Origin of the sequence: Paenibacillus sp. 276b, assembly GCF_900107875.1 — a bacterium.
Taxonomy (GTDB): Bacteria; Bacillota; Bacilli; order Paenibacillales; family Paenibacillaceae; genus Paenibacillus; species Paenibacillus marchantiae.
In genome coordinates this window covers 1,961,589-1,978,237 of record NZ_FNRR01000001.1, presented here as the reverse complement: position 1 = coordinate 1,978,237, position 16,649 = coordinate 1,961,589, and the positions used below count along the sequence as shown (strand labels likewise).

The following is a 16,649-nucleotide window of genomic DNA, read 5'->3' as shown; positions in this document are numbered from 1 at the left end:
TATATACCTTTGGTATACTCACTATAGAGAAAAGTACAGGAGGCCCCGTTCATGAATAACGATTACCTCATCGCGGTTGTAGACGATGACGAAAATATACGCACATTGATTCAAGCTTATTTGCACAAAGAGAACTATCGAACGATAGGCCTTGCTAATGCGGAGGATGCCTGGTCTTTATATAGAATAAGTCCGCCGAGCATGTGGGTGATGGACATTATGCTGCCCGGGATGGATGGCTATGAATTGTGCAAACGCATCCGGAATGAAGGAGAGGTACCCATTATTATGATCTCGGCGAAGGATAATGAGGTGGACAAAATACTTGGCCTTGAGCTGGGCAGTGACGATTATTTGGTGAAGCCTTTCAGCCCCCGTGAGCTGGTAGCCCGCATCAAGCGGCAGCTGGAACGTTGGATTAGACTTACCGGTGCGGAAGAAAGAGCTGTTGTAAGCGAAGCTGCGACGCCAAGAATCGATACCGGTGATCTTCAATTAATGTTGGAAGAGAGGCGGGCCATATGGAGAGGGGAAGAAGTGGACCTGACCAGCAAAGAATTCACCATGCTCAAGGTACTGGCTGAACATCCGAATCGTGCGTTTACGAGGGACGAGCTGCTCAGTTTTGTCTGGGGAGAAGATTATTTTGGCAGTGACCGTGCCGTGGATCATTTAATTAAGCGGATTCGCAAAAAAATTGAGGAACTTCCCGTCGAGTCGGTGTGGGGACACGGGTATCGTATGCGTACAGATCGGAGTGAAGTTTAATATGAAACTTGTTCATCAAATTAACCTTGCGTTCGGATTGTCACTGGTTCTGATCCTCTCCGTCACGGCCGTTTTACTTCATTATGTGCTGCTGGATCATTTCATTGGGACAGAGAAGAATGATCTCAAGACGTTAAGTGCGGCGATGTCCGCTTCTATAACGAAAGCAGGGGATATCACAATGAGTCCTGTACTTTCTACTGGAGCTGCGGTCACGATGTCTAATTCGAATATAACGGGTATGCAGTCCGTCCAGTTGGTAACGGGAGAAGTTACGAGTGCTCCTTCAACACTCATTCCTGCGGATGTTGAAGCCTTTGTCACTGATTTTAACGGAAATGTGCTGTCAGGGACTTTGTCTGTGAGTGGTACAACCGGAATGGCGAGCAGTAACACATTGACTGAAGCTGTACCAGCAAACTTGTCGAAATACACAGCGGTCACTTCATCCAGCATCAAGGACCTGTGGAAGGGAACGGATGGGCGTTATGTGATGGATGTCAGTCCCATCCCCCAAGGAACCCTGACTCTTTTGACGCCCATGAGCAAGATCAAAGCAATTGAACAGGCGCTTCTGGGTCGTCTCATCCTGGTGATCTGTATCGTTGGAGCCATTATGTTCCTGCTCAGTTTGTTTATTACGAAAAGGCTGATTCAGCCATTGATGAATCTGAAGCAGGAACTTAAGAAGGTCAAACAACGTCATTTCACGGATGTGCAGCTGGTCAAGGCTGGCGGTGAGATTGGAGCTGTGGCACAGACGGTATACGAGATGGCTGGCGAACTGAACAGGTTCAATGAGGTGCAGAAGCAGTTTTTCCAGAATGCTTCTCATGAGCTGAAGACCCCTCTGATGTCCATTGCAGGCTATGCGGAGGGCATTCGAGATGGAATCTTTGAAGGTGAGAACGTTCGTAAAGGACTGGACGTGATCCTGGGGGAGAGCGGTAGATTAGGCAAGATTGTGACCGAAATGACGCTGCTTGCGAAGCTGGATAGTGAAGAGGATATCTTCAAACCTTCCAAGGTCAGTCTGAACGAATTGTTGACGGAAACATCCGAACGTGTCAATCCGCTGCTTGTAAAGAAAGGACTTACACTCCATATCGCCTGCCCAGAGAATAAAGAGCTGTTCGTCATGGCTGATCAGGATAAACTGCTGCAGGCACTGCTCAACGTCGTGACGAATGCCGCAAGATACGCCAAAGAAGAAATTCACATCACTGCGAACTTGGAAAAAGGGAAGATCGCGCTATCCGTTTCGGATGACGGTCCCGGCTTTCCGCAGGAGCTGCTGCCCACCTTATTCCACCGTTTTGTCAAAGGAAAAGACGGTGAGTCCGGACTGGGTCTGGCGATTGCCCGGGCCATTGTGGAACGCTGCGGCGGGCTGATTCAGGCCACCAACCATAAGGAGGGAGGAGCTGTAATTTCGTTCGGCTTCCCTGCGGCCCAGCGTGTCTGAAAGAAAAAGACGACAACTATATCCTTCTAGCTGCACCAAACCTCAAAGAGAAATAGAGGAGATGCTCGAAGGGGTTCGTGTCGCCAATCACCAATATAAATACTCCGCTTAATTTGCTTTGTGTTTACTCTGCTCTCCCTGCATATAGGGAGAGCTTTTTTGTGTTTTGGGTACGGATATGATGGCATGCTGCAGATATCACCATATGGATGCTTTGGATCCTTATGTCAGCAGCGATTCCTTATTCATTGTCGCGTTTTTACGGAAATCTAGCGGAGCTTGATTATAGTATTTTTTGAACTGATGGTAGAAGTGGCTGACGTTCTCAAATCCCGCTTCCAGTGCAATCTCAAGCACGCGAAGCTCAGTCGTGAGCAGCAAGTTTTTGGCTACATTCAGCCGAAGCTGATTAATATACTCTGTTGGTGTCTGATTCAGATATTGACGAAAGGCACGGTTCACATGACCAACGCTTCGACCTGACAATTCATAGAGCGCTTGAAGACCACGAATCATGTTTTCTTTCAGCTGCATTTTGGAGATCGCATGCTCAAGCCACAGCGGGAGAATGGGTTGTTCAATGGTATCCAACTCAAAGAAATGCTGCGTAAAAATCTGAATAATCAGCCCTTTTGCGTATACGCGAGCCTTCTTCTTATCCACTGTGGAGAGCATCATAATCCGTTCAAAGCTTCGAACCATCTCTGTCATTTCTAACTGAGATAACATGGCAATCTGGGGAACGGGAGCCTGCAAGAGTCCTTGCGCATACTTCTGTTCATTCAAGTAGGCCAAAGCTTCATCTATTACTGCGGATCGACACGGGCTATTCAGAAAACGGCAGTCCTGAGTGCCTTCCGGCTCATAACGGTGAATATCATGCGGTCGAATAAAGACAAGGCAGCCCGGCCTTAAATGCTGGGTTGTTCCATTGACGATATGTTGGCACTGCCCTTCACTTAGAATGAAGAACTCGTAAAAGTCATGGGTATGCTCGGGTGATACTTTCGATAAGGAATCGACCCAGAACGGATCTACGAGCAGGTCGTGATGGATGTGAGTAGACGCTGTGTATTTGATCATGGCTCTAACCTCTCCAATTATTGTTAATGTCAAAATAGCACACGAATTCCGTGAACACAACATAAGAAAGTATGGAGGCCTCTTGATAGAATGAAATAGATTACAAAGACATCAGGAGGTATCACAAATGTTGCTTATCGATCTCAATGGCAGGTGGCAAATGAAGAGAGTGGATCATGCCGAATGGCTTCCGGCTACGGTTCCAGGTTCGGTCTTTAATGATTTGCTACAAGCTGGACAAATGGAAGACCCTTACTACCGCGAGCAAGAGCGGGTGGCACTTGAACTGTGCAATTATGATTATGAATACAAACACTCTTTTGAAGTAAGCGAAGCGGATCTCAAGCATGACCGGATCATCCTGTTATGTGAAGGGTTGGATACGATTGGCGAATTGTTTCTGAATGGAATGAATATCGCGAATGTAAGTAATATGCATAGTACTTATGAAATCGATATTACCTCCTTTATCAAACAAGGTGAAAATACCATACACATTATTCTTCGTTCCCCTGTGGAGTATGTACTGCGTAAACAAGCCGAGCGCCCGTTGATTAACTGCAGTGATGCAGTAGAAGGAATCTCCCATTTGCGTAAAGCACACTCCATGTTCGGTTGGGACTGGGGTCCACAATTACCTGATTTGGGAATCTGGCGGAATATCTCCATTCAAGGCTATGATCATGCCCGTTTGGAAGATGTCTACATTACACAGATGCATAGCGAAGGTAAGGTAACCTTAGATGTTCGCGTAAGGGCATCTAGTTGGGTCCAAGAAGAGCGGGAGATCATGGTCACATTAGATACACCTTCCGGGGAGACATTGAAAGGATGCACGTCTGTCGTGAATGATGGGGATCATCATATCTGGATTGAAGTGGACCATCCCGAGTTATGGTGGCCGAATGGTCTGGGCAAACAGCCATTGTATCAGCTGAGCGTTGCGCTTATGGAACAAGGCGTGGAGTTGGATCGTGATGATAAGCGCATTGGACTGAGAACATTAACTGTGAAGCAAGAGCAGGATCAATGGGGTGAGTCCTTCGAATTCGAAGTGAACGGTGTATCTTTTTTCTCGATGGGTGCTGACTATATTCCGGAAGATAACATCTTGCCGCGCTGTAACCCAGATCGGACAGAACGATTGATCAAGAGCTGTGCGCAAGCCCATTTCAATACAATTCGTGTATGGGGTGGCGGACATTATCCAGAGAATTACTTCTATGATTTGTGCGACGAATACGGCTTGATTGTATGGCAGGACTTGATGTATGCCTGCGGTGTATATGAACTGACTGAGGAATTCAAGCAATCGATTACAAAAGAGACCATCGATAACATGAAACGCTTGCGTCATCATGCTTCATTAGGAATCTGGTGTGGAAACAATGAGCAGGAGATGGCTTGGGTCGAATGGGACTGGGCGAAGAAAACATCCTTACAGTTACAAGCAGACTATATTAAGCAATACGAGGTATTACTTCCGGCTATTGCGAAGGAATATGATCCGAACACGTTCTATTGGTTAGCTTCACCTTCATCCAAAGGCAGCTTCGACAATCCAAACGATGAAAATTACGGAGACATGCATTACTGGGATGTTTGGCATGGCAAGAAACCTTTTACCGAATTCCGCACATTGTTCCCGCGCTACATGTCCGAATTCGGATTGCAATCCTTCCCGAATCACAAGACCATAGAGACGTTTACGTTGCCGGAAGACCGCAATATCTTCTCACCGGTCATGGAATCTCATCAGAAGAATGGTACGGGCAATGAGAAAATTCTGTATTACATCGGGGAGACGTATCGCTTGCCAAAAGATTTCAATTCCCTGTTATACGCTTCACAGCTCATTCAGGCTGAAGGTATCTCATGTGGGGTAGAGCATTGGCGCAGACATCGTGGACGCTGTATGGGTGCACTGTACTGGCAATTGAATGATTGCTGGCCTGTTGCTTCCTGGTCCAGTATCGATTACTTTGGTCGCTGGAAAGCACTGCATTATGCAGCCAAACGCTTTTTCGCACCTGTTCTTGTATCGGCTCGGGAAGATGGTTCGAAGGTAGAAATTCACGTGTCGAATGAGAGTAGGAGTGCTGTAAAAGGAGAATTGAAATGGAGTCTCATGGATTCGCAATCCAATGAAATCGTAGCTTCTTCAAAAGTAATTGATTTGAAAGCGTTATCAACCTCATTATTCGAACAGCTTGATTTCACTGAGATGCTCGATACAACTGCTAAGAAACGGAATACGTATTTACAGTTTTCCTTTGTGGTGGATGGTGAAGTTGTCAGCGAAGGTACAGTGTTATTTGTGAAGCCAAAACATTTTGGTTTTATTGATCCTGCGATTGAGACCACGATGACAGAAGAAGAGGATCATTTTGTTATAACGGTTGATTCGAAAGCTTTTGCACGGTTTGTGGAGCTGGATTTCAGTGAAATAGACGGTATTTTCAGTAACAATTATTTTGACTTGTCAGCTGGTGAAAGAAAGACCATTTCTCTGAAGAAAGATGATCTCAACAAACCGGCATCCCTTGAAGAACTGCAATCACAGCTAATCGTACGCAGTGTATTTGATTTGTAAGTTGTTACTTCGCCTTTTCTGATATTGCCAATCCAATCGATAGATATCCGATCGTTATTATATGTTACCGCTTTCAATTGATCTCTATACTGATGGCAGAGGTGGTTAAATGATTGAACGACTGGCAAAATACCGTTGGCAATATGTAATGATTCTACCTGGTGCAATCCTACTGCTTCTCTTCAGCTACATTCCGATGGTGGGCATCCAGGTGGCATTCAAGGATTTTCACATCGGCAGCACGATGTGGAGTAGTGCATGGGTTGGTTTGGAAAACTTCTCATTCTTGCAAGATGAACAGTTCTGGATTGTGGTGAAGAATACAATTTACATCGCGATTCTCAAGTTTGTGTTCGGATTTCCAGCTCCTATTATTTTGGCATTGCTCATCAATGAGGTGAAAAACAACAAATACAAGCGGTTTGTCCAATCCGTAAGTTATCTTCCGCATTTCTTTTCGTGGATCGTGGTGGCTTACATTCTGCAATCCCTGCTGACGTTGGACGGCGGATTGGTCAATCAGTTGATAGAGAAGCTCGGGGGAGATTCAGTCTTTTTCTTGGGATCCACGGAGTGGTTCCGGCCCATGATCGTAGTGAGTGGTCTATGGAAGGAGGTAGGCTGGAATACGATCTTGTATCTGGCGGCAATTACAACGATTGACCCGCAGCTCTATGAAGCAGCTAGGGTGGAAGGAGCAGGACGGCTCGCACAAATTCGCAACATTACCCTGCCGGGTATAATGCCGACCATCTCCATCGTGTTGATTCTCAGTATGCCTGGACTGATTGCAGTAGGCATGGATCAAATCTATCCTCTGATGAATCCGGCCAATCAGCCAGTCGCGGACGTGCTAGACACATATATTTTACGCAATGGCTTGCAGCAAGGTTATTTTGGAATGGCCACTGCAGTGGGTCTCCTTTCTTCGGTCATCAGTCTGGTGTTGGTACTATGCACCAATCAGATGGCGCGAAAGTTCAACGGAGAGGGGCTTTGGTAATATGAGAACTTCTATGAGGGAACGGGTGGGTCAGACAATTATTGTGTTTCTATTGGCACTTCTCTGTATCTCGGTAATCTATCCATTCACGTATATGCTTGCCGTTTCCTTAAACGTTGGCAGCGATGCGGCAAAAGGCGGTGTCTATCTGTGGCCTAGGGAGTTTACTTTGTACAATTATGAGGTTGTGCTTGGGAATTCGGTTATTCAACATGCTTACTTAATTACGATATCCCGAACGATCGTAGGCACTTTTGTCGGCTTACTCATCACACTACTGGCGGCTTATGGCTTGTCCTATCGGCAGCTTCCTTTCAGGAAATCCCTCCTGGGATACGTGCTGATTACGATGCTGTTTAGTGGCGGATTAATCCCTTTGTATATCCAGCTTAATCACTTGTCATTATTAAACTCATTCTGGGTGTATATCATTCCGTCCGCATTCTCGGCGTGGAATATGTTTGTGATGATGAAATTCATCCAGGGGATTCCGGAAGCACTGATCGAATCGGCTGAGATTGATGGCGCCAATCCTGTCCGCATTCTCTTCATTATTATTATGCCGCTTTCGAAACCCATGCTTGCAGCGATTGGCCTTTTTACTGCAGTGGGGCACTGGAACGACTGGTTTTCTGGCGCATTTTATGTTTCAGATCAGAATCTGATTCCGGTTCAAACGTTTTTGCAACAACTGCTGTCTGCCCAGGATATCTCGACTGTCCTCGGATCCAACAATAATCAGGAAGCGCTTGCCCGGGGCACCATGCTCTCTAACGTTACACTCATGTCCATCAAAATGGCGACAGTCATGGTAAGCGCGCTTCCGATCTTGTGTGTGTACCCATTCCTGCAAAAGTATTTTGTAAAAGGTGTGCTTATCGGCTCAGTAAAAGGATAACCCAATGAAAAATGAAGCAACAGAATGGGTTTTCTAATCCTATACAATTTCAAAATAACCAAGGGGGACGCATGTGATGAGTTTACGTCAACAAAAGGGAAGAAAGCTGGCGCTATTATCCTTGGCTCTACTGATGTTTGGGATAACGGCATGCTCAAGCAGTAGTACGGAGAGTGGCAGCAGTTCTGCAAATTCCTTTAAGCTATGGCTGGGATGGAATGCAACAATTAATAACCAAAGTATGGTCCAAATGTATTGGAAAGAAAAGGAGCCGGGCATAGACGTTCGGCTGGAGGCTACGCAGGGCGATGTAATGACAGAGCTGAACCTGAAATTGAATACTGGTGGTTTTGATGATGCAGCTCTGTTCTCACGTAGTGATGTCGTGACCACTGCGATGACGCGTTCGGGCAGCGTTCTTCCGCTGGAGCAATACTTCGATATGCCGGATAAATATCCTGGATTGGCCTCCATTCCGAAAATCTATCTGGATCAGATGAAAGCTTCGGACGGACATATCTATTCCATTCCGACATGGTTTGATCAAAATCCCGATGATCCTTGGCCCGGTTGGGCTTCCTACGGCTGGTTTGTCCGTACAGATGTACTGGAGAAAACCGGCATGACGATGGATGATCTGAAATCGTTGGACGGTATAGAGAAGTATTTGAGATTGTCGGCTAAACAGAAAGATGAAAACGGGAAACCGTTGATTCCCCTTAGTTTTCTCTCTGACGCAAGCGATGAAAATGTCATCCTAAGTACATTTGGCGTTACGGTCAGCACAGCGGGTGGCGTCATTCCAGTAGAGAAGCAAGGTAATGACTTTCAGTTTATCTATGACAATCCACATTATAAAGCGGCTTACCAATGGATGAACCACATGTTCAGGGAAGGGCTTCTGGATCACGAAGCGATTACAGACAAGAAGGAGCGTTACAAAGAGAAAAACAAATCTGGACGTGTAGCCATGAATGCAGGTGGGTTCTTTAATATGGACGCCCAGTTATGGGAGGTTCTCGATGGACCAACCGATCCGGCATGGTACTATGATGTCATTCCCTATCCGAAAGTGGATGGCGTGAGTGAGATTGGCGCTAATCAGATTATCAATCCTTATCCTGCCAATGACGTATTTATCAATAAAAATACTAAAAATCTCGATTCCATTCTTGCTTTCTTCGATTACACACTACAGTCCAAGCCCGAACAGCAGCAGGTTGTGAACGAAGGTCCGCCAGGAGTGTTCTGGGATTGGGTGGATAAACCATTAGGAAAATGGGTGTACACGGACGAGAAATATAAAGCGTTGCATGACTCTGGAGATCAAGCGAAGAAGGCAAGCACGACGCCAGAGCTTTATGCGGCATCTTCCTATAGTAATGACTGGTACCCATGGTGGAATTATGGGGTTACTGATCCGAAAGGGAGATTCAAAACGATCGAATTCACCGAAAAGATTGGCAAAATGGGTGGGACCCGGGTTGCTGAAAACTACGATATGGTGAAGGCCAAACCGGGTGGCTTATGGGAGAAATATTTGCCTGAACTTGATAATGTGCGAAAAGAGTATAAAGCCAAGCTGATTATGGCTAAGGATGACTCACAATTTGAACAGGCTTGGAGTGATTTTCAGGCTGCACTGGAAAAACGAGCACATTGGAGTGAGCTCAAACAGGAGTGGCATGAGGAGCTTCAAGGCAAGCAGTAATTAGGAGACGGGGACTGTCGAACGTGACAGTTCCCGTTTGGTATAAAAAAGTATACAATATCACAAATTTTATCCTATAGAACAAAATTGTGCGTACTATTTTCTGAAGGTTATATGGTTTATCATTGCCTTTGTGACTGAATATTGGATATTTATGCGGAGGTCAGGAAATGAATAAATTTGAATCACATCTTGGCTATACAAACATGTTTAAAGAAGACCAACTTACGCTCGGGATATATTTTCCAATAGAGTCTTATAAGGGTAGTATCCCGGAGATGCAGTTAGAGCAACAAATGCAATTGGCGAAAAAGGCAGAACAAGCGCGCTTTGCTTCCTTATTCGTTAGAGATGTTCCTTTAAATGTTCCAAGCTTTGGGGATGTGGGACAAATATATGATCCATGGGTTTTTCTTGGATTCTTAGCAGCTCATACGAAAAAGATTTCATTGGGTACCGGAAGTATGATCACCACACTACGCCATCCGTTGCATGTAGCAAAAGCAGCAGCTTCTGTTGATCGAATTTCCGGAAAACGTCTTGTGCTGGGCGTTGCTACAGGGGATCGACCTAGTGAGTTTTCAGCGTTTTCAGTGGACCGAGAAAAACGTGGTGAATTATTTCAAGAATCTTTGCATGTCATGAGAAAAGTCTGGAATGAAGATTTCCCGGTAATTCATTCACCAAGCCTTAACCTTCAGGGTGGCGATTTGTTACCCAAACCGGAATTAAAGGATATTCCTATTTTAGTAACAGGCCATTCTTCACAGACACCGGAATGGATAGCAAAACACAGTGATGGCTGGCTGTATTACCCACGAAATATCATTGATCAAGCATCACTTATTCAACAATGGCGTACATTAACGGATGAATTTAAGCCTTTTAATCAGTCTTTATATATCGATTTATCAGAAAATCCAGATGAAGATCCAACTCCTATTCACTTAGGGTTTAGGAGCGGATATAAATTTTTAATTGAATACCTCAATGCTTTAAAAGGAATCGGTGTGAATCATCTTGCATTCAACTTGAAATATGGAACACGTCCGGTTGACGAGGTGATTCAAGAATTAGGGGAGGAAGTGGTTCCATATTTCCCGGCGTTATCTAATAAATAGGTGCAATGTATGCATTTCGGTGCTAGACTACCAGTAAGATTAATTGTAAAGAAGGAGAGGAAAAGGATGATTAAACATTTAGGTCGCATTAATGAATTGGCGAAAAAAGAGCGTGAAGAAGGTTTGACCAATGCGGAACGAGTTGAACAACAAGTATTAAGAGAAGACTATTTACGGGAAATTCGTGGGCAAGTTCTAAACACTTTTTCAGTGCTTACCATACTTGATCCAGATGGAAATGATGTAACACCGGACAAAGTACGAAATGAAAAGGGAATCAGTTTGTAGGGAAAATAAACTTTTTGGGAAGAACGAAAAGCCTCCGAGTATTCATTGACAGAAATGGTGTGGATAAATACACTTGTTTTGTAGTTGATTTCGTAGGATGCTTTTTATACACTTTATAAATATTCATTATAAAGGTATTGTATAAAGTGTTAGGTTGATTCATGTATCAAAAGTATTTATAACAGGAGTTGATAACATGACTGAAGAAGAACGAATTTTTAATGGGATCTTATTTAGTCCCGGCCATGCTGACCTTAAGGCTATTAAGCTTCGCTCTCACAATCTTAGTAGTCAATACAGTCGTACTTTTGAGGATCAAACGGAGGAACGCGAATCATTACTAATGCAGATTCTGGGTCGAAAAGGAGAGCGTTGTTTTATACAAGGCCCCATTTTCTTTCATTATGGCGTTCACACAGAAATCGGTAACCACTTTTTTGCGAACTACAATCTGACCGTCCAGGATGATGCTAAGGTTACCATTGGTGATCACGTCAGCTTTGGACCTAATGTGACCATTGTTACACCGGTTCACCCATTCATTGCTTCAGAACGTCGACAAATGCTGGACCAAAACGGGGAACCTAAGTCGCTCTGTTATGCTAAACCTGTCACCATCGGAAATGATGTTTGGATTTCGGCTAACGTCACCGTATGCGGCGGTGTTACCATTGGCGACGGATGCGTCATTGGTGCTGGAAGCGTAGTGACCCAAGATATCCCTGAAGGCTCTTTTGCTGCGGGTGTACCTTGCAGAGTGATTCGTCCCATCACAGAATCGGACAGCATGCGTTATAAACCGGAAGTTCTGGCTGATTGCAGCGTAATTGAATAAAACACATAAAAAAGAAAACCGTTCCTAGACAAGAGGAACGGTTTTCTTATTTTGATTAGTATTTCGTTGATTAGGTGGAAAGCTTATTAACTGTTTTCTAATGTACTAGATTCTCTAAATCTGGCTGCAATTTGTTGCGCAGAATATACAGCATGATGGCTCCGACAAGGAACGCGACGAGATCCGCAATGACGAGTGACCATACCACCCCATGGAAGCCATTAAATCGGTTGGCGATATAGAGTACAGGAATCAAAGTAATTCCTTGAATGACTGACATAACAAACGCGGCGGTTCCTTGCGCTGTTGCTTGGAAGATCCCCACAAACAACGAGGTCATTCCTGTAATGAACAAGGATAGGAACGTCACATGTAGAATGTAGCTACCCATTTCAATTAATTGCGGGTCATTCGTAAATAAACCAATTAAGTGATCGGAAATCAAATAGACGACAACGCCGAACACAACAGCTAACGCAACAATCGTTTTGATCGTAAATCCAATGGTATGCTTCATGCGTAATTTATTTGCTGTAAAAGAGAAGGCAATCAACGGCACAACTCCCTCGCATAAGCCCATCAGAATAAACTCAGGAAATTGCAACAAACGTGATGAAATTCCGTACCCCGCTATGGCCTGATCTCCATATTCGACAAGAAAATGGTTCAAAATGAGCGACATTGCACCCAAGAAGATACTCATGATAAAGACGGGAACTCCGATTTTGAACACATTACTCATAATTTCCTTGGAAGCCTTAAACCATTTTACGGAGACAGTCAAAAATTGGCTTTTATATCCCATATGGTATGCGTAAAAAACACTGGCAACCAAGTTAGAAATGACCGTTGCAGAAGCAACGCCGATTACACCCCAATGGAAGATGAAGATGACAATCGCATCAAGAATAATATTTACAACCACGCTAAGAATCATACCGATCATGGAAGTGATTGCCGCACCCTCCGAGCGCACGATGTTCTCCAGCGTGAAGAATAATATGACGAATGGTGAACCGATAAGCATAATCGTGACATAGTCTTTTGTGAATCCGAAGGATTCAGCCGTTGCTCCCAAGCTATGAACGATTGGATCGATCAGCGGGAGGCCGATGGCTATTACGATAAGACCAAGAACTAAACTGCTGTAAAAGGCGAATGAGGAAACATGTTTTAGGTCATCATATCTTTTTTCTCCTAACAAACGGGAGATAAATGTACCGCTACCCATACCAATCAAGTTGCCGAGCGCCATAATCACCGCGAATAACGGTAAGGTTAGGGCGAGTGCGGTTAACATGGCAGTATTGCCTAATGTACCAAGGAAATAGGCGTTCAGGATAGAGTAGATGACACTCATCGACGTGCCTAACATCATCGGTACAGCGAAGTGAGCTACGGCTTTTGCAATCGGTGCTTTTTCAAAATAATGGAGGTTTTCTGCATCCATGTGTGAGTCACTACTTTCTTCATTTATTTTTTGAAATGATTTGAAATTCGAACGATATTCCAATTCAATCTAACAGTGTTAGTTTGTGCCTTACAGTGTTAGATGTTATCATGAACTTATGAACCTGTAAAGCATAATCTTACACTGTTAGATAAAAGGGCGGATATGGATGAAAAAACAACAGCCTCAGATTTCGGAGGATAAGATTTTGGAAGCTTCTTGGGAGCTTCTTGGGGATGAAGGCATTGAGAAATTCAGTATGAGGCGATTGGCCGATCGGCTGGGTATTCAGGCTCCTTCTCTGTACTGGTACTTTAAGAGCAAGCAGCATCTCTACCAGCATTTGGCCAACCAGATATCGAAAATGATCCTGAATGAATTCCAATCCGACGGGGACTGGAAGGTGCAAATGGAGGGCCTTGCGATATCGATACGGAGTGTACTCCGCCGGTATCCCTGCTCCACGCAGCTTATGATGCAGACGCTGCCCCATGAGCCGGACATGATTCGCTTCACCAACCGTATGCTGCTCTGTATGGAATCTACGCCACTTGAGCAAGAGCAGAAATTGCAAGCCGTTCTTACGCTTGTGAACTATGTTTTCTTCTTTGTTCTGGATAATTATGAGCACCAGCGCACGGTCTCCGTAATGATTAAGAACCAGGGAGAGCTTCCGGGCGGGGAGATGATCCAGCTACTGGACTCCATGAGCGAGACGGAAGCAGGACTGTTCCGGCGAATGCACAAGGGCGGGTTGTTTGAGATGATGGGGAGCGACGGAGCGTTTGAGTTCGGCTTGAAGCTGATTTTGTCGGGAATTGAGCAGGTGATAAAGGAACAAGAAAATTAGAATGCAAAAAACCGTACATCAGGATATCGGATGTGCGGTTTTTGATAAGGCTTATTGTTAATCTTATATTGCACCGTTTCCTTCAAAATCGACTTGATGACGCAGGGCTACTCAGCAACAATTCTTATGAGAAAAACATTTATAAACATATCCTTTTGAATTATTATTAGGATCTACAGAGAATGAACAGAAGGAATTTGCACAGGAAGTTTTTATGAAAACGATTACAAGATATATTATTGAATGCAACACATATAAGGAGGACTGCTAGCGTACATGAGTTTATATCTAGAGATCCCGGAACTCGACAAAAGACTCCCATTTCGAAGCTTTATTCACAAAGGGGATGTGCTCTGTTATCCTCACTGGCATAAGGAAATTGAAATTATTTATGTTACCCAGGGAAGCCTGGATTTGGGGTTGAATGACAAGGTAATCCGTCTGAAGCAGGGGGAAGTCCAATTCATTAATGGCGGTGACGTCCACTTTTTTTTGTCATCCCCTGATAGTGAGCGAATTGTTATTCAATTTGATCTGAGCCTGTTCCAAGACGTATCCACACTAATTTACGATGATCGGTCGCTTCGTGACATTTTTACTCAAATAGAGCAATCCAGCAGAAACTGGCCTCATGAAACGGCAACCAAGCTTCTTCCTCTTCTGCAAAACATAAGCACAGAAGATTACGAGCGCAAAGAGGGCTATGCATATATGATCAAGGCCAAACTTTATGAAATGTTGACTTTTATTCTAAGAGAAGTACCAAGGGGGAGTGAGAAACATCGACCCCAAATCTCGGAAAATATCCTGACTCCGACCAAAGAAATGCTATTAAAGCTGGAACGGATTTTTGAATATGTAGAAAGCCATTACCAGGAATCAATCATACTAAAAGACGTTGCCGACTATATAGGGTTCAGCCCTTATTATTTCACTAAGTTTTTTAAGAAAAATACAGGAATGACCTTTGTAACTTTTCTAAATGAATATCGACTTAATAAAGCGAAATGGATTTTGCTGAATGAAAACTATTCGATTACCGAAATAGCAGAGCAAGCCGGATTCAATAGCGTTAAGACATTTCATCACTTCTTCAAGGAAGCGACGGGGACATCGCCTTTAAAGTATCGCATGACAATATCCGGGAATAAAACAGCAAGAAAATAGGAAGATAGTCTTTTATGAGACTTGTATGATAAGGGTATTAAACAAGTTGAGGTGCTATACATCTTGCATAAATCAAGGTCGCAGCCACTCATCTTTTTTACATAAAGTTTGCTGTGAGAAATCTAACATGTAGGCATATTCAAAAAGGGAAAGGACGATGAAGATGAATAACCGAATTTATAATATAGCAATTGTTGGCTTTGGGGGGATGGGCAGCTATCATTGCCAGTTAATTGAGCCTGTATCACAGATTTCCGTAATCGGGGTATACGATACTGTTGAATATCGGATGGAATTGGGAAAGGAAGCCGGCTATAAAACATACGCAAGTCTGGATGCTGTTCTGACAGATGAGCTGGTGGATATCGTTTTGATTGCTACACCTAATGATGTTCACAAAGATATAGCAATTCAAGCTCTGCAGGCTGGTAAACATGTAATTTGCGAAAAACCGGTTACAATAACCAGCAAGGATTTTAATGATATTGTCAAGGTAGCGAACGAGGAGAAACGTGTATTCACGGTTCATCAAAATCGTCGCTGGGATGAAGATTTCCGGACTGCCAAGGACATCATCGATAAAAAGACATTGGGCGAGCTGTTCCATTTGGAATCTCGGGTTCAAGGAGCCAATGGCATTCCTGGCGACTGGCGCCAGCTGAAGGATTACGGTGGAGGTATGCTGCTGGATTGGGGCGTGCATTTGCTGGACCAACTGCTACGGATTACAGATAGCCAAATTGAAAGTGTGGCGGCTAATTTAAGTTATATTTTGGGAACCGAAGTGGATGATGGCTTTACGAGTTATATAACATTTAAAGATGGCCTTACGGCACTTATTGAAGTGGGAACGACCAATTATGTGAAGTTACCGAGATGGTATCTCAAAGGAACGGAAGGTACAGCAGTGATTAGGGACTGGGATTTAAGTGGAGAGATTATCACTCGAAATCCGGATGTTGCTCATATAGAACCGAAACCTATCAAAGCGGGGCAGGGATTGACCAAAACGATGGCACCGCCGTCCGAACAGTCCACACTAAAGTTTGCGATTGAAAAGCCGGATTTGGAGGAGCAAAGCTTCTATGAAAATTTCGTCTCTGTACTCGAAGGGAAATCTGAAATTGCAATTAAGAATGATGAAGTTCACAGAGTACTTGTACTGATTGAGACTATTTTTGAGGCAGCAGAGACCAAAAGTGTGATCCATAGAAGTATTTAACACACTTTCTGTTATTGCTGTAACTACCATAGATGCGTTAAATCGTGTAAGCCGTCATAATGACGGCTTTTTGTCTGTCTAAATTTCCGTAAGTTTAATTGTGGCCAAAAGGCTCGCTATATGATGAATCCCAATTGGATTTTAATCGTCAAAGTCGCTATTTTAGCGGCTTTTTATTATTTTATTTTACAAATC

General features: G+C 44.0%; 14 protein-coding genes. 12 read left to right on the top strand and 2 right to left on the bottom strand.

Annotated elements, in window-relative coordinates:
* Positions 1–51: 51 nt before the first annotated feature.
* Positions 52–768: a response regulator transcription factor gene (locus BLV50_RS08330; protein ID WP_072733199.1), complete on the top strand. Its 717-nt coding sequence runs from the start codon at positions 52–54 to the stop codon at positions 766–768.
* A gap of 1 nt (position 769) precedes the next feature.
* A complete protein-coding gene (locus BLV50_RS08325; RefSeq protein ID WP_072733198.1) occupies positions 770–2,233 on the top strand; it encodes a sensor histidine kinase in 1,464 nt (487 codons plus the stop codon).
* Between the two features lie 222 nt (positions 2,234–2,455).
* Here the strand turns inward: BLV50_RS08325 and BLV50_RS08320 are convergent, their stop codons facing one another.
* Complete coding sequence (locus BLV50_RS08320) at positions 2,456–3,316, bottom strand: AraC family transcriptional regulator (protein ID WP_177031140.1); 861 nt, start codon at positions 3,314–3,316, stop codon at positions 2,456–2,458.
* Between the two features lie 127 nt (positions 3,317–3,443).
* On the opposite strand from BLV50_RS08320, the gene BLV50_RS08315 reads away from it, so the two are divergent.
* The 7 genes from BLV50_RS08315 to BLV50_RS08285 all read left to right on the top strand — a co-directional run bounded on the left by BLV50_RS08315 (position 3,444) and on the right by BLV50_RS08285 (position 11,765).
* The gene (locus BLV50_RS08315; protein ID WP_090806941.1) at positions 3,444–5,909 is read left to right on the top strand and encodes a beta-mannosidase; all 2,466 of its coding nucleotides are present in this window, start codon (positions 3,444–3,446) and stop codon (positions 5,907–5,909) included.
* A 109-nt stretch (positions 5,910–6,018) separates the two neighbouring features.
* Positions 6,019–6,912 carry an ABC transporter permease gene (locus BLV50_RS08310; RefSeq protein ID WP_063562694.1) on the top strand — a complete coding sequence of 298 codons (894 nt, stop codon included), beginning with the start codon at positions 6,019–6,021 and terminating at the stop codon, positions 6,910–6,912.
* Between the two features lies 1 nt (position 6,913).
* On the top strand, positions 6,914–7,810 hold the full coding sequence (locus tag BLV50_RS08305; protein WP_090806940.1) for a carbohydrate ABC transporter permease: 897 nt from the start codon (positions 6,914–6,916) through the stop codon (positions 7,808–7,810).
* 76 nt (positions 7,811–7,886) lie between these two features.
* The gene (locus tag BLV50_RS08300; RefSeq protein ID WP_090806938.1) at positions 7,887–9,521 is read left to right on the top strand and encodes a type 2 periplasmic-binding domain-containing protein; all 1,635 of its coding nucleotides are present in this window, start codon (positions 7,887–7,889) and stop codon (positions 9,519–9,521) included.
* 170 nt (positions 9,522–9,691) lie between these two features.
* Positions 9,692–10,642 carry an LLM class oxidoreductase gene (locus BLV50_RS08295; RefSeq protein ID WP_090806936.1) on the top strand — a complete coding sequence of 317 codons (951 nt, stop codon included), beginning with the start codon at positions 9,692–9,694 and terminating at the stop codon, positions 10,640–10,642.
* 66 nt (positions 10,643–10,708) lie between these two features.
* On the top strand, positions 10,709–10,930 hold the full coding sequence (locus BLV50_RS08290; RefSeq protein ID WP_076289250.1) for a DUF896 domain-containing protein: 222 nt from the start codon (positions 10,709–10,711) through the stop codon (positions 10,928–10,930).
* 196 nt (positions 10,931–11,126) lie between these two features.
* Positions 11,127–11,765, top strand: a complete 639-nt coding sequence (locus BLV50_RS08285; protein ID WP_079693835.1) for a sugar O-acetyltransferase — start codon at positions 11,127–11,129, stop codon at positions 11,763–11,765.
* 97 nt (positions 11,766–11,862) lie between these two features.
* On the opposite strand, the gene BLV50_RS08280 is transcribed toward BLV50_RS08285, so the two are convergent.
* A complete protein-coding gene (locus tag BLV50_RS08280) occupies positions 11,863–13,215 on the bottom strand; it encodes an MATE family efflux transporter (protein WP_090806934.1) in 1,353 nt (450 codons plus the stop codon).
* A gap of 169 nt (positions 13,216–13,384) precedes the next feature.
* Between BLV50_RS08280 and BLV50_RS08275 the strand changes: the two genes are divergently transcribed.
* From BLV50_RS08275 to BLV50_RS08265, 3 genes are all read left to right on the top strand, one after another.
* Positions 13,385–14,065 carry a TetR/AcrR family transcriptional regulator gene (locus BLV50_RS08275; protein ID WP_090806932.1) on the top strand — a complete coding sequence of 227 codons (681 nt, stop codon included), beginning with the start codon at positions 13,385–13,387 and terminating at the stop codon, positions 14,063–14,065.
* A 276-nt stretch (positions 14,066–14,341) separates the two neighbouring features.
* Complete coding sequence (locus BLV50_RS08270; protein WP_063562684.1) at positions 14,342–15,232, top strand: AraC family transcriptional regulator; 891 nt, start codon at positions 14,342–14,344, stop codon at positions 15,230–15,232.
* A gap of 157 nt (positions 15,233–15,389) precedes the next feature.
* Positions 15,390–16,454 carry a Gfo/Idh/MocA family protein gene (locus BLV50_RS08265; RefSeq protein WP_064637404.1) on the top strand — a complete coding sequence of 355 codons (1,065 nt, stop codon included), beginning with the start codon at positions 15,390–15,392 and terminating at the stop codon, positions 16,452–16,454.
* Positions 16,455–16,649: the final 195 nt, after the last annotated feature.

Coding starts and splice junctions, on each gene's coding strand:
- BLV50_RS08300 (WP_090806938.1), top strand. CDS start 7,887: ATGAGTTTACGTCAACAAAAGGGAAGAAAGCTGGCGCTATTATCCTTG.
- BLV50_RS08265 (WP_064637404.1), top strand. CDS start 15,390: ATGAAGATGAATAACCGAATTTATAATATAGCAATTGTTGGCTTTGGG.
- BLV50_RS08280 (WP_090806934.1), bottom strand. CDS start 13,215: ATGGATGCAGAAAACCTCCATTATTTTGAAAAAGCACCGATTGCAAAA.
- BLV50_RS08285 (WP_079693835.1), top strand. CDS start 11,127: ATGACTGAAGAAGAACGAATTTTTAATGGGATCTTATTTAGTCCCGGC.
- BLV50_RS08275 (WP_090806932.1), top strand. CDS start 13,385: ATGAAAAAACAACAGCCTCAGATTTCGGAGGATAAGATTTTGGAAGCT.
- BLV50_RS08320 (WP_177031140.1), bottom strand. CDS start 3,316: ATGATCAAATACACAGCGTCTACTCACATCCATCACGACCTGCTCGTA.
- BLV50_RS08315 (WP_090806941.1), top strand. CDS start 3,444: ATGTTGCTTATCGATCTCAATGGCAGGTGGCAAATGAAGAGAGTGGAT.
- BLV50_RS08305 (WP_090806940.1), top strand. CDS start 6,914: ATGAGAACTTCTATGAGGGAACGGGTGGGTCAGACAATTATTGTGTTT.
- BLV50_RS08325 (WP_072733198.1), top strand. CDS start 770: ATGAAACTTGTTCATCAAATTAACCTTGCGTTCGGATTGTCACTGGTT.
- BLV50_RS08290 (WP_076289250.1), top strand. CDS start 10,709: ATGATTAAACATTTAGGTCGCATTAATGAATTGGCGAAAAAAGAGCGT.
- BLV50_RS08270 (WP_063562684.1), top strand. CDS start 14,342: ATGAGTTTATATCTAGAGATCCCGGAACTCGACAAAAGACTCCCATTT.
- BLV50_RS08295 (WP_090806936.1), top strand. CDS start 9,692: ATGAATAAATTTGAATCACATCTTGGCTATACAAACATGTTTAAAGAA.
- BLV50_RS08330 (WP_072733199.1), top strand. CDS start 52: ATGAATAACGATTACCTCATCGCGGTTGTAGACGATGACGAAAATATA.
- BLV50_RS08310 (WP_063562694.1), top strand. CDS start 6,019: ATGATTGAACGACTGGCAAAATACCGTTGGCAATATGTAATGATTCTA.